Consider the following 12,796-nt stretch of genomic DNA (forward strand, 5'->3'; position numbering starts at 1 on the left):
ATCCTCTGTGGCAGAGCCATTTACGCCTGAACAATCCTGCAAGGAGAGACGAATGCTGTCAGGTCTGGACCATCTGGTCATCACCGTGACCGACATTTCCCGCGCCGTGGACTTCTACTCCCGGGTGCTGGGGCTGGAGGTACGCTACCGCGATCGCGAACGCGTCGACCTGATCCTCGGCGACCTGGCCCTGCGCCTGCACTGGACCGCCACCGATATCGAGCCCCGGGCCGCCACGCCGACTCCCGGCAGCCTGGACCTCTGCCTGCGTAGCCTGCTGCCGCTGGATGAGGTGGCCCGCCACCTCGAGGCACTGGACGTGGAGATCGAGTTGGGGCCGGTACAGCGCCAGGGCGCCACCGGGGCCATCGAGTCCCTCTATCTGCGCGACCCGGACGGCAACCTGCTCGAGATCAGCCGACCGCTGCGCAGCGCACCCGACGCCGACTGAGACCACCGACACTGGCATTGCCGCCCTCGCCGGGTATCATGGGCGGCCAGCTTTCCATACCGAACCAGGACGTTAGCCCACGCCATGAGCGACAACCTGCAGAACGACAATGTGGTCATCGAAAGTCCCGAGCCGGTCGACACGACGCTCCCCATGGTCATCTACGCCCTCTACCTGGCGAGCATCGTCACCGGGGGGCTCACCGCCCTGGTTGGCGTGGTGATCGCCTATGTCTACCGCGGCAAGGGGCCGGAGTGGCTCGACCAGCACTATCGCTACCAGGTACGCACCTTCTGGATCGGCCTGCTCTACTTCTGCCTGTCCGGCGTGCTGATGTTCGTGCTGATCGGCTTCGTGCTGTGGCTGGTGGCCGTGGTGTGGCTGGTGATCCGCTGCGTCAAGGGCTTCAAGGGGCTGCAGGAGAAGCGTTCTCCCGAGAACGTGGACACCTGGCTGGTGTAACGGCATGGCCAAGGCTTCTTCCCGCACGAGCGCCCTGCAGGCCCGCGCCATCGAGACCCTGTGGCGATCGCTGGCCGGTCGCCGGCTCGCCACCCTGTGGCGCCTGGCGCGCCTGATCGGTCCGCTGGTGCGGTGTTTCAGCCGCCGCGAGCGCGAGGTTACCGAGGCCAACCTGGCCCAGGTCTACCCGGAGCAGAGCGCTGCCGATCGTCGCCGCCTCACCGGCGAGAGCCTGACCCACTCCGCCGCCACCATGCTCGAGATCGGCTTCGCCTGGATGGGCGAGCCCGACCGGGTCGAGGCCTCGATCGTCGCCGTGCACGGCCGCGAACTGCTTGACGAGGCACGCGCCGATGGGCGTGGGGTCATCGTTCTCGCCCCCCACTTCGGCAACTGGGAGGTGCTCAACTTCTGGCTCTCCAGCCACTTCCCCTTCACCGCCATGTACGAGCCGCCCAAGATCGCCGAGCTCGATACCGTGACCCGCGCCGGGCGCGAGCGCATGGGCGCGAGCCTGGTGCCCACCAACCCGCGTGGCGTGGCCGCCCTGCTCAAGGCGCTCAAGCGCAGCGAGGCGATCGGCATCCTGCCCGACCAGGAGCCGAACTGGGGCAGCGGCGTGTTCGCGCCCTTCTTCGGTCGCCTCGCCTACACCGCCACCCTGCTGCCCAAGCTCGTCGCCCGCACCGAGGCCCGCGTGGTCACCGGGGTGGCCAGGCGCCTCCCCGGCCGGGGCTTCGAGATCCACTTCCTGCCCGCCGACCAGCGCGTCTATCAGGCAGATGAGGTCGAGTCGGCCACCGGGGTCAACGCCTGCGTGGAGGCCGCCATCGCCCTGGATCCCGCCCAGTACCAGTGGGAGTACAAGCGCTACCGCAAGGTGATCCAGGAGCAGGAGGGGCATCACGAGCATCGGCGCTTTCGGATCTACTGACCCCTTCCACTACGGAGACGACCATGGGTTATCGCTTCAGCGACCTTACCGCCGCCTGCCACGCCGACTGGCGCGCCTATATCGAGCACGACTTCGTGCGCGACCTGGGTAACGCCACACTCGCCTCAGACGCCTTTCGCCACTACCTGCAGCAGGACTACCTGTTCCTGATCCACTTCGGGCGCGCCTATGCCCTGGCGGCCTACAAGAGCCGTGATATCACCGAGCTGCGCCATAGCCTGGAGGGCCTCAAGACCATCATCGATGTCGAGCTTGGCCTGCATATCGACTACTGCCGGGACTGGGGCATTTCGGAGGCCGACCTTGCCGAGCTGCCGGAAGCGCGCGCCACCATGGCCTACACCCGCTACGTGCTGGATACCGGCAACCGCGGCGACCTGCTCGACCTGCATGTGGCCCTGGCCCCCTGCCTGGTGGGCTACGGCGTAATTGCCGACTGGCTCAATTCACGCCCCGCCACCCTGCGCGGCGACGCCAACCCCTATGACGCCTGGATCGCCATGTACGAGAGCGAGGAGTTCCAGGCCGCCCGACGCACCGAGGAGGCCTGGCTCGACGCCCGGCTGGCCGAGGTCACCCCGCGTCGCTTCGACGAGCTCGTCCAGGTGTTCCGCGACGCCACGCGCCTGGAGATCGACTTCTGGCAGATGGGGCTTGATCGCGCCCTGTGACGGCGCAGCGAACACCGGGAGACGCCATCCGGAGGCCCTGACCATGCAAGACCAGCCCCCCTTCACCCCGTCCGTTGCGGTCCCGCTGGGCGCGGCGGCCTTCCGCCGCCGCGCCCACGGCCACCTGGCCTTCCTCTATGGCCCGCGGGCCGACGAGGTGCTGCGTCGGCTGCTGACCCTGCTGGCGCACCAGGCCCCGCCGTCGCCCTCCCATGGTGACGCCGATGCGCCACTCTGGAGCGAGCGCGACCAGTGGCTGATCAGCTATGGCGACAGCCTGCTCGATGGCGAACGCGCGCCCCTCGAGGTGCTGGACGGCTTCCTGGAAGCCCGCCTGGCGGATACCTTCAGCGGCGTGCACCTGCTGCCATTCTTTCCCTGGAGCAGCGACGACGGCTTCTCGGTAATCCACTACCGCGAGGTCTCCCCCGACCTGGGCGACTGGTCCCACGTGCGCACCCTCGCCGGGCGTCACGACCTGGCGGTGGACCTGGTGCTCAACCACGTCTCCCGAGAGTCGCTGTGGTTCGTCGACTACCTCTCCGGCAGCCAGCCGGGGCGCGACTACTTCATCGAGATGGACCCGGCCACCAACCTCTCGGCGGTGGTGCGCCCGCGCAGCTCGCCGCTGCTGGTGCCGGTGCCCACCCGCCGCGGTACCCGCCACCTCTGGGCGACCTTCTCCGAGGACCAGATCGACCTGAACTTCGCCAACCCCGACGTACTGCTGGAGTTCATCGGCATCCTGCTCTTCTACCTGGGCCAGGGCGCCCGGGTGATTCGCCTCGATGCCATCGCCTACCTGTGGAAGGCGGTCGGCACTCCCTGCATCCACCTGCCCCAGACCCACGAGGTGGTGCGGCTGCTGCGCGCGGTGGTGGACCATGTGGCGCCGGGCACCCTGCTGCTCACCGAGACCAACGTGCCCCATCGCGAGAACCTCAGCTACTTTGGTTTGGAACGTCTTGCAGACGGGGGCCTGGAACATCTTTCCGACGAACACTCCCCCGAAGCGCATCTGGTCTACCAGTTCCCGCTACCGCCGCTGCTGCTACACACCCTGACCAGCGGCGAGGCGGGCACCCTGGCGGCCTGGCTAAAGAGCCTGCCAACCCTGCCGCCCGGCTGCGGCTTTCTCAACTTCACCGCCAGCCACGACGGCATCGGCGTGCGCCCGCTGGAGGGCTGGCTGCCCCCGCACGAGATCGAGACGCTGCTGGAGCTGATGCACCGTTTCGGCGGCTTCGTCAGCATGCGCACCCGGGACGACGGTAGCGACAGCCCCTACGAGATCAATATCACCTGGTTCGACGCCATGAAGGGCACCCGTCGCGGACCGGATCCCTGGCAGGTGCAGCGCTTCCTGTGCGGCCAGCAGCTGATGCTCGGCCTGCAGGGCATCCCGGCGCTCTACCTCCACGTGTTGACCGGCACCCTGAACGACCTGGAGGGGGTGGAGCGCAGCGGGCGCCTGCGCTCCATCAACCGGCGCCGCTGGCAGCGCGACGAGCTGGAGCTGCTGCTGGACAGTCCCGACACGCCGACGAGGATGGTCTTCGAGGCGCTGACCCGCCGCCTGGCGGTGCGCCGCCGCGAGCCCTGCTTCCACCCGGACGCCCCCCAGCGAGTGCTGGAGACGCCGCCCGAGCTATTGGCGCTGGAGCGCGGCCCGCTGCCCGAAGGGCGTCGCCTGCTGGCGATCCACAACGTCACCGACGCCCCCCAGCCGCTGGCGCTGCCCGCCCTGGCCGAGGGTGACTGGTTCGACCTGCTGGAGGAGGCCCCCTGGGTGCCGGTGGCGAGCCTGGCGCCCTATCACTGCCTGTGGCTGGTGCAGCAGCCCTGAGCGATGGCAGCATCGCTCGAGGGGGCGGTGGCTACACCTCCCCGCGGTTATCGGCCTCCACGGCGTCGTGGAGCCGCTCCGGCAGGTCGGGGATCGCAGAGCGCACCCGGTTCCAGCTGGGGATGAAGGGGCGCTCGCCGGGATTGTCGAGGAAGGCGCTGCCGGCCTCGAGAAGGTTGGCGGCGAACAGCTCCACCGCCCGCTCCTCGGCATGGCGATCCAGAGTGAGGCCGTTCATCACCGCGTCGTGGTCGTATGCCTCGATCAGGTCCAGGGCCAGGCGGTAGTAGGTGGCCTTGAGGGTGCGGAAGCCCTCGGCGCTGAAGGTCACCCCCTGGGTCGCCAGCTTGCGGTAGAGCGCCTTGGCGATATCCAGGCTCATCCGGTTGAGGCCGGCCGAAGCGTCCTCCTCCGAGACCGGCTGGTGCTTGTGGTCGTAGGCATCGGCCAGGTCCACCTGGCACAGCCGCTTGGTGGAGTAGTTACGATGTACCTCGGAGAGCACGCCGACCTCCAGCCCCCAGTCGGCGGGGATGCGGATGCCGTCGAGTACCTCGGCGCGCATGGAGAACTCACCGGAGAGCGCATACCGGTAGCTGTCCAGGTACTCCAGGTAGGGCAGCGGCCCGTGCATCGCCTTGAGCGCGCGCAGTAGCGGCGTGACCATCAGCCGCGCCACCCGCCCGTTGAGCCGCCCCTCGGCGATGCGCGGGTAGTAGCCCTTGCAGAACTCGTAGTTAAAGTGGGGATGGGCCACCGGATAGAACAGCCGCGCGAGCATGCCGCGCTCGTAGGTGAGGATGTCGCAGTCGTGCAGCGCCACCACGGCGCCACGCCCGGAGGCCTGGACGAAGCCGGCGCAGAACCAGACGTTGCGCCCCTTGCCCGGCTGGCGCGGCGAGAGCCCCTGGGCGTCCAGCTCCTCGTCGAGGGCGCTCAACCGCGAGCCATCGTTCCACAGGATGCGATGGTGCTGGGGCAGGCAGGCGAAGAACTCGCGGGCCCGCAGGAACTGCTCCCGGTCGGCCCGGTCCAGCCCGATCACCACCTCGGCGAGATAGGGCACCCGGCGGAGCTCCTCGACGATCGCCTCGAGGGCGGGCCCCTCCAGCTCCGAGTAGAGCGAGGGCAGGATCAGGCTCATGGGGCGGCGGCGCGAGAAGCGCACCAGGTCCGCCTCCAGAGATTCCACCGGGCGCCGGGTCAGGTTGTGGAAGTCGGTGATGATGCCGTTCTGATGGAAGTCGCTCATGCGCTTGCCTCCTCGCTGGCTGCCTCACGGGCCGAGACCCCCGCCGGACTTAGCCGGCGGTCGGCTCGCCCCCACCAGTAGGCCACCCCCTCGGCCCAGCCGCTGGGGCCGGTCGCCTCGCTGCGATAGAGCGCCGGCTGCGCCGGCTCCACCGGCAGGCCATGGCAGCCGCGGATCACCACCGCCTGGTCCACCGCTTCGAGCATGGCGATATCATTGGGTCCGTCGCCCAACGCCAGGGTCAGCGGACGGCGGCCGCGCAGCGCCTGGTAGCGCTCCACCAGCCAGGCCACGGCGCTGCCCTTGTGGGCCTCGCCGGTGGCATGCCAGAAGCGCCCGCCGCGCACCAGCCGCAGTCCGTCGCCGGCCAGCCCCGCGCGCAGCGCCTCGAGTCCGGCCTCGTCATCCTGCCAGACCAGCGGCTCGCTGCCCTCGCGCATGCGGGCCAGGCGCGCCTCGGCCTCGGGCAGGCCGGTGAAGTCCACCAACTCGTCGAGCGACATCTCGCTCATGGTGGTGAAGGTCACGCCCAGCCGCTCACGCCACACCGCCAGGCGCTTGCGCACGAAGCCGATATCCACCCCCAGGGTGCGAATAGCCAGGCCATCGGGGCCGGGGCGGTCGATGCGCGCGTGGCACCAGGCCGGTGGCAGGCCGACCACCGCGCCGTTCTCGGCGACGAAGGGGGTATCCCCAAGGCCTATGGCCTGGCGCAGCGGCACGATCTCACTGCGGGTCTTGCTGGTCACCGGGATCACCGGCACCCCTAGCCGCCTTAACTGGGCCAGCCAGGGCCGGGCGGGGCCCCAGTCATAGCTGTGATGGTCGAGCAGCGAGCCGTCCAGGTCGCTGAACAGCAATCGCGGCGTCAGGGCCGCATCGCGGCCGGTGTGCGTCGTGGGGCGAGGATCGGTCATGACAGCTCCCGGGCGGTCGACTGGGGCACATGCCCCTCACTGCTGATGCACAGGACATGCCAGCTCGCACAGGGCTTGCCAGCTTGCCGTTCCGGACGTATCGGCACCACATGCCGCGCAAACTCGCGCTGCGACGGCCCGCGGATGCACCATGACCACGCACCGCCTGCACCAACACAAGGCGCCCCGAGGCGAGAGCCTCGGGGCGCCGGGTCACCGTGATCCCTGATGGATCAGAAGCGGTAGCGCACACCCACGCTTGCCGCATCGAAGGTGTACTGGTCCTCGTCGAGGTAGCGCATGTAGTCGGCACCCAGTGCCACATTGGGCGCCACATCGAACTCGGCACCGGCACCGTAGGAGAAGCCGGACTCGCTGTCGACATCGAAGTCCACGTCGGTCATGCCGGCCAGGCCGTAGAGGCGGAACTCCTGGGAAACCGGCAGGATCCCCTTGGCATAGAGGCCCACCAGGGAGTCGAGCTCCACGCTCCCATCGGAGCCGCCACCGCCCAGGTGGCCCTCCACGGCGAAGTAGTCGTTGAACTTCAGGCCGCCGTTGACGCGCAGGCCGGTGCCATCACGGCTGTCGGCACGACCATCGGGATCGACCTCCCAGAACATGGCGTCACCACCCACATAGCCCTGAGGATAGGGAGGCTGCTGGGCCTGGGCAGCGGTGGCGCCGGCGGCGAACAGGGCGGAAGTCAGAGCGGCAATGGTCAGGGTCTTCATGACGTACTCCTCATTAATGAACACCGTTTCCTAACGCCGATAAGTGTGGTCCCTCTACGACAATGTATCAAGGGACAAATGTGTAAAGTTGCGCTACGCCGCGTCGGCGACTGGCGACATGCCGCCCACCTGCCCTCCCGGCTATACTGAGCCTTCACGCTGGACAGGACCCGAGGATGCGCCACTGGTTGATCGCCAATACCCGGGCCGGCAACGGCTCCCGCGGCGAGGGCTTCTGGAAGCCACGCCTCGAGCGCGCCGGCATCACCTCGCTGCAGGTGCGTGATCTCGCCGAGGATGATTGGGAGACGACGCTTGCGGCCGACGATATCGTGCTGGTCGCGGGCGGCGACGGCTCGGTCAACCGGGCTGCTCGCGCGTGTCATGCCTGCGGGGCCATCCTGGGCGTGCTGCCGTCGGGCACCGCCAACGACTTCGCCAGGAACCTCGGCCTGCCGGAGGATCCCGATGCCCTCTGCGAGCTGGTCGCGCGGGCCCCGATCGCACGGGTCGATGTCGGCTGGCTCGATGACCAGCTGTTCCTCAACGTGGTCCACGTAGGCCTCGGCACCCTGCCAGCCACTCAGGCCTCACCGCGCCTCAAGCGCTGGCTGGGGCGCTTCAGCTATGCCGCCGTGCTGCCTCAGCTGCGTCGCCTGGGGCTGATGCGGGGCTTCCAGGCGCGCCTCGAGATCGACCACGAGATCCTCGAGGAGCGCTGGCTGTCGCTGGCCATCGCCTCCGGGGCCTTCTTCGGTGGCGGTTCAAAGGTGCCGGGCGCCTGTGCCCGGGATGGCCACCTGACCCTGGTCGTTGTGCGCCCCCGACCCTGGTGGCGGCTGCTGTGGACCTTTATGGTCACTCGCCTGCTCGGCCATACGCCGCAGGATGACGACAGCGTGCTGGTGCGCCGGCCGTCGACATGCCGCATCGCCATGCATCACGGGCACCGGGTGACCGCCGACGGCGAGTCGTTGGGCCACTTCCGGGAGCTGACGCTACGCGTCGAGCCTGCGGCGCTACGAGTGATTGTCGGGCCCTGCTGAGCCGCCCTCACTCCTGCTTCGACAGCCCGAGGATCACGATGCCCGCCAGTACCATACCGCCCCCCAGCAGCTGAATGGGCGACAGCGTCTGGCCGAGGATCAGATAACCCAGGACCAGCGCCGCCACCGGCTCCATGTTCATCGCCGGGGCGTTGCGCGCCATGTCCAGGCGCGGCACGCTGATGAACAGGATGGAGAAGGCCACGCCATAGAAGAGTCCCAGCGCGGCCAGCCCCCAGGCACCGGCGAGGCTCTGAGGAAGATCCATGCCACCCGGAACCAGGCCGGCGGCGCCAGCCGCCAGCATGCTGACCAGCACCGTGAGCATGGTCAGCAGGCTGCGTAGGGTGCTGCCCACCTCGGCCAGGCGATGTTCGGTGATCCACAGCGCCCAGGCGAAGACGAAGGCGGCCGCCAGCCCCAGCCCCACGCCGAGGAACCAGTCGGGGCCCATGGCATCGGGGTCGGCGAGCCAGGTCGGCACGTCCAGCACCACCACTAGCCCGGCGAGAATCACCCCCATGATCAATGCCGCTCGCGCTGTCGGGCGCGGCCCACCCATCGCCCAGCTGATCAACGCCAGCTGGATCGGCAGCGTATTCATCAGCAGCAGCGCCACCACCACCGGGATGCGTGCCACCGCCGAATAGAGTGAGAGGCTCTGGACTACCACCAGCAGCCCCACCAGCAGCTGCCAACCGGCCGTGCCGGCCGGCAGACGCAGCGACTTGCGCTGAAGCAGCACCAGGGTACCGAGCACCACCACCGCCACGCTGGAGCGTACCAGGATCGCCAGCAGCAGCCCGGTGCCCTCATCGAAGGCGACCCGGGCGGCGACATGATTGGTGGCAAACAGCGTGGCCACGCTGCACAGCAGCGTGATGGCCAGCGGGCGAGGGAGAGCGGTAGCTTGCGACATGGGGCTTCCTTGCATGAACGGTCTGGCGGCAGGGCCTTCGCCCCGGAACATGACGGGCATCAAGCAACGGCCACTGCCGGTGGCGGGTCACCATGTTAGCCTAACGTCTCACCCTGTCCACGAGACTACCCGATGCGCGATCCGGTCCTGGTGATCAACTGCGGCTCCTCCTCCATCAAGTATGCCCTGGTACCCGAGGACCCGGCCCTGCCGCGTCAGTCGGGCCTGGCCGAGCGCCTGGGCGTCAACGATGCGCGCCTTAAGGGGGTCGATGCCGACGGACGCGAGTTCTCACAGCCCCTGCATGGCGCCGACCACGCCGAGGCCATGGCCGTGATCCTCGAACGCCTGGGCGGCCCGCCCCCTGCCGCGGTGGGCCACCGTATCGTGCACGGCGGCGAGCGCTTCACCGGCGCCACCCGTATCGACCCCGCCGTGCTGCGCGCCATCGAGACCACCGGCGCCCTGGCACCGCTGCACAACCCCGCCAACCTGGTGGGGGTGCGCGCCACCCTGGCGCTGTTCCCGGCATTGCCCCAGGTCGCGGTGTTCGATACCGCCTTCCACCAGAGCCTGCCGCCGCGCGCCTACCGCTACGCCCTGCCCCAGCACCTCTATGCCCAGCACGGCATCCGTCGCTACGGCTTCCACGGCAGCAGCCACGCCTACGTCAGCGGGCGCGTCGATCATCTCTCCACCCGCGCCCATGGCGGCTGGCTGGTTGCCCATCTGGGCAATGGCTGCTCGACCTGCGCCGTGTGGCAGGGCCAGAGCGTGGATACCAGCATGGGCCTGACTCCCCTGGAGGGCCTGGTGATGGGTACCCGCAGCGGCGACGTCGACCCCGGCCTGCACGCCCACCTCGGCCGGCAGCTCGGCTGGTCGCTGGAGCGTATCGACACCCTGCTCAACAAGGAGAGCGGCCTGCTGGGCCTCTCCGGGATCTCCAACGACATGCGCCGTCTGGAACAGGCCGCCGCCGAGCACCATCCCGGCGCCGAACTCGCCATCGAGGTGTTCTGCTATCGCATCGCCAAGTCCCTGGCCGCCCTCTCCTGCGCCCTGCCGCGACTCGACGGTATCGTCTTTACCGGCGGCATCGGCGAGAATGCCAGCGCGGTGCGTGCCCGGGTGATTGAGGCCCTGCCCCACTTCGGGCTGCGCCTCTCGGCCACGGCCAACGCCGAGACCGTGGGCGGCCAGGAAGGGCGCATCGATGCCGGCGCCGCCGGGCCCGAACTCTGGGTGATCCCTACCGACGAAGAGGGCCAGATCGCCTTCGAGACCCGCCAACTCCTCAGCGAGACTCCCGCATGACGCGTCCCGATCCCCGTACCCTGCTGCTGGTGCCCACCGGCACCGGTGTCGGCCTCACCTCCGCCTGCCTGGGGCTGATTCGCGCCCTGGATACCCTGGGCCTCAAGGCCAGCTTCCTGCGCCCCTTCCGCCAGGACGAGTTCAACGGGCCCGGGCCGGACCGCTCCACGGCGCTGGCCCGCAGCACCCTGGGCCTCACCGCCCCCGAGCCGCTGCCCCAGGCGCGCGTGGAGCGGCTACTGCGCGACGACCGCATCGCCGACCTGATGGAGGAGGCGGTCGCCCGACACACCCGCGTCGCCAGCGGCGAGGGGGAGGCCCGACCCGACCTGGTGGTGGTCGAGGGCCTGGTGGCGAGCCCCCAGAGCAGCTACGCCGGCCAGCTCAACGCCGAGCTGGCCCGGGCCCTGGACGCCCGGGTGATCCTGGTGGCCGACGGTGACCTGAGCGACCCTCGCCATTTGGCGGAACAGCTCGACATCCATGCCCAGCCCTTCGACGGCGCACGCTCCTCGCGCACCCTGGGCTGCATCCTGATGCGCGTGCGGCCGTTGCCCGAGGCCGCCACCACGACCCCGCTCGCCGCTCCCGAACTGGCCGCCAACACCAACGGCGAACTGGCCGATACCCTGCGCCAGTACCTGCCCGCCCTGGATGGCCAGCAGTTCCGGCTGATCGGCGCCGTACCCTGGCACGACGCCCTCTCCGCGCCGCGGGTCATCGATGTGGCCCGCGCGCTGGGCGCCCAGTTCCTGCACGAGGGCGAGGCCGCCACGCGCCGGGTGATGGGCACCAGCCTGTGTGCGCGCAGCGCCTCCCGGGCACTGCACGTGTTCAAGCCGGGTCGGCTGATCGTCTCCCCGGGCGATCGCGACGACATCCTGCTGGCCTCCGCACTCTCCACCATGAACGGCGTGCCGCTGGCAGGCGTGCTCCTCACCCACGGCGAGCGGCCCAGCGAGTCGATGGTGGATATCTGCCGTCCCGCGCTGCGCAGTGGCCTGCCGGTGCTGGCGGTGGACTCGGACAGCTTCGACACCGCCAAGCGCCTCGACCGCATGGCCAACGACATCCCCATCGACGATGCCGAGCGCGCCGAGCAGGTGACCCGCTTCGTCGCCGGCCACCTCGACCTGCCGTGGCTCAAGGAGACCCTGAGTCGGGGCTATCCGCGCCGGCTCTCCCCCGCCGCCTTCCGCCACCAGCTGGTGCAGCTGGCACAGCGTGCCGACCGGCGCATCGTGCTACCGGAAGGCAACGAGCCACGCACCGTGGAGGCCGCGGTGATCTGCCAGCAGCGCGGCATCGCCCGCTGCGTGCTGCTCGGCAGGCGGGAGGAGATCGAGGAGGTGGCCCGCCAGCGCGGCATCGAGCTGCCCGAGGGGCTCGAGATCATCGACCCCCGCGCCATCCGCCAGCGCTACGTGGCGCCCATGGTGGCGCGCCGCGCCGGCAAGGTGAACGAACTCACCGCCGAGGATCAACTGCAGGACAACGTGGTGCTCGGCACCATGATGCTCGCCGAGGACGAGGTCGACGGTCTGGTCTCCGGGGCGGTGCACACCACGGCCAACACCGTGCGTCCCGCCTTCCAGCTGATCAAGACCTCGCCGGACTACCGCCAGGTGTCGTCGATCTTCTTCATGCTGCTGCCCGAACAGGTGGTGGTCTATGGCGATTGCGCGGTGAACCCCGACCCCGACGCCGAGACCCTGGCCGAGATCGCCATCCAGAGCGCCCGCTCGGCGGCGGCCTTCGGTATCGAGCCGCGGGTGGCGATGATCAGCTACTCCACTGGCGAGTCTGGCTCCGGCGCCGACGTGGAGAAGGTGCGCCAGGCCACCCGGCTGGCCCGGGAGCGCGCGCCCCAACTGTGCATCGACGGGCCGCTGCAGTACGACGCCGCGGCCATCGAAAGCGTGGGCCGCCAGAAGGCACCGGATTCCCCGGTGGCCGGCCGCGCCACGGTGTTCGTCTTCCCCGACCTCAACACCGGCAACACCACCTACAAGGCGGTGCAGCGCAGCGCCCATGTGGTCAGCGTCGGCCCCATGCTGCAGGGCCTCAACAAGCCGGTGAACGACCTCTCCCGGGGCGCCCTGGTGGATGACATCGTCTACACCATTGCGCTGACCGCCATCCAGGCGGCCCAGGCAGACTGAGCCATCCAGGCAGCAGCCGCGGTGACTGGCCGCGGCTGGCCAATCGGAATATGCTTGAGGTACC

12 protein-coding genes are annotated in these 12,796 nt (G+C 69.3%); 8 read left to right on the top strand and 4 right to left on the bottom strand.

The window, feature by feature from the left end; all coding sequences use genetic code 11:
• The first annotated feature begins 52 nt into the window (after positions 1 to 52).
• The 5 genes from LWH48_RS09920 to LWH48_RS09940 all read left to right on the top strand — a co-directional run bounded on the left by LWH48_RS09920 (position 53) and on the right by LWH48_RS09940 (position 4,385).
• The gene (locus LWH48_RS09920) at positions 53 to 451 is read left to right on the top strand and encodes a VOC family protein (protein WP_161432562.1); all 399 of its coding nucleotides are present in this window, start codon (positions 53 to 55) and stop codon (positions 449 to 451) included.
• 84 nt (positions 452 to 535) lie between these two features.
• Entirely contained in the window at positions 536 to 913 is a 378-nt protein-coding gene (locus LWH48_RS09925; protein ID WP_161432563.1) for a DUF4870 family protein, read from the top strand.
• A gap of 4 nt (positions 914 to 917) precedes the next feature.
• Positions 918 to 1,847 carry a lysophospholipid acyltransferase family protein gene (locus LWH48_RS09930; protein ID WP_232912427.1) on the top strand — a complete coding sequence of 310 codons (930 nt, stop codon included), beginning with the start codon at positions 918 to 920 and terminating at the stop codon, positions 1,845 to 1,847.
• Between the two features lie 23 nt (positions 1,848 to 1,870).
• Complete coding sequence (gene tenA / locus LWH48_RS09935; RefSeq protein WP_232912428.1) at positions 1,871 to 2,539, top strand: thiaminase II; 669 nt, start codon at positions 1,871 to 1,873, stop codon at positions 2,537 to 2,539.
• A 43-nt stretch (positions 2,540 to 2,582) separates the two neighbouring features.
• Positions 2,583 to 4,385, top strand: a complete 1,803-nt coding sequence (locus LWH48_RS09940) for a sugar phosphorylase (RefSeq protein WP_232912429.1) — start codon at positions 2,583 to 2,585, stop codon at positions 4,383 to 4,385.
• Positions 4,386 to 4,416: 31 nt separating this feature from the next.
• On the opposite strand, the gene LWH48_RS09945 is transcribed toward LWH48_RS09940, so the two are convergent.
• The 3 genes from LWH48_RS09945 to LWH48_RS09955 all read right to left on the bottom strand — a co-directional run bounded on the left by LWH48_RS09945 (position 4,417) and on the right by LWH48_RS09955 (position 7,288).
• Entirely contained in the window at positions 4,417 to 5,637 is a 1,221-nt protein-coding gene (locus tag LWH48_RS09945; RefSeq protein WP_232912430.1) for a glycosyl transferase, read from the bottom strand.
• Positions 5,634 to 6,554, bottom strand: coding sequence for an HAD-IIB family hydrolase (locus LWH48_RS09950; RefSeq protein ID WP_232912431.1), 921 nt, complete (start codon positions 6,552 to 6,554; stop codon positions 5,634 to 5,636). The genes LWH48_RS09945 and LWH48_RS09950 overlap by 4 nt, the downstream gene beginning before the upstream one ends.
• A 233-nt stretch (positions 6,555 to 6,787) precedes the next feature.
• On the bottom strand, positions 6,788 to 7,288 hold the full coding sequence (locus LWH48_RS09955) for a porin family protein (protein WP_232912432.1): 501 nt from the start codon (positions 7,286 to 7,288) through the stop codon (positions 6,788 to 6,790).
• 176 nt (positions 7,289 to 7,464) lie between these two features.
• Here LWH48_RS09955 and LWH48_RS09960 point away from each other — a divergent pair, with 176 nt between their 5' ends.
• A complete protein-coding gene (locus LWH48_RS09960; RefSeq protein ID WP_232912433.1) occupies positions 7,465 to 8,334 on the top strand; it encodes a diacylglycerol/lipid kinase family protein in 870 nt (289 codons plus the stop codon).
• A 7-nt stretch (positions 8,335 to 8,341) separates the two neighbouring features.
• Here the strand turns inward: LWH48_RS09960 and LWH48_RS09965 are convergent, their stop codons facing one another.
• Positions 8,342 to 9,253: a DMT family transporter gene (locus LWH48_RS09965; protein ID WP_232912434.1), complete on the bottom strand. Its 912-nt coding sequence runs from the start codon at positions 9,251 to 9,253 to the stop codon at positions 8,342 to 8,344.
• A gap of 132 nt (positions 9,254 to 9,385) precedes the next feature.
• Here LWH48_RS09965 and LWH48_RS09970 point away from each other — a divergent pair, with 132 nt between their 5' ends.
• Positions 9,386 to 10,570 (top strand): acetate/propionate family kinase, encoded by a 1,185-nt coding sequence (locus LWH48_RS09970; RefSeq protein WP_232912435.1) that lies wholly within the window; start codon positions 9,386 to 9,388, stop codon positions 10,568 to 10,570.
• Positions 10,567 to 12,732 carry a phosphate acetyltransferase gene (gene pta, locus LWH48_RS09975; RefSeq protein WP_232912436.1) on the top strand — a complete coding sequence of 722 codons (2,166 nt, stop codon included), beginning with the start codon at positions 10,567 to 10,569 and terminating at the stop codon, positions 12,730 to 12,732. The genes LWH48_RS09970 and pta overlap by 4 nt, the downstream gene beginning before the upstream one ends.
• Positions 12,733 to 12,796 lie beyond the last annotated feature (64 nt).

This window comes from Halomonas sp. G15, assembly GCF_021282295.1.
Lineage (GTDB): Bacteria > Pseudomonadota > Gammaproteobacteria > Pseudomonadales > Halomonadaceae > Halomonas > Halomonas alimentaria.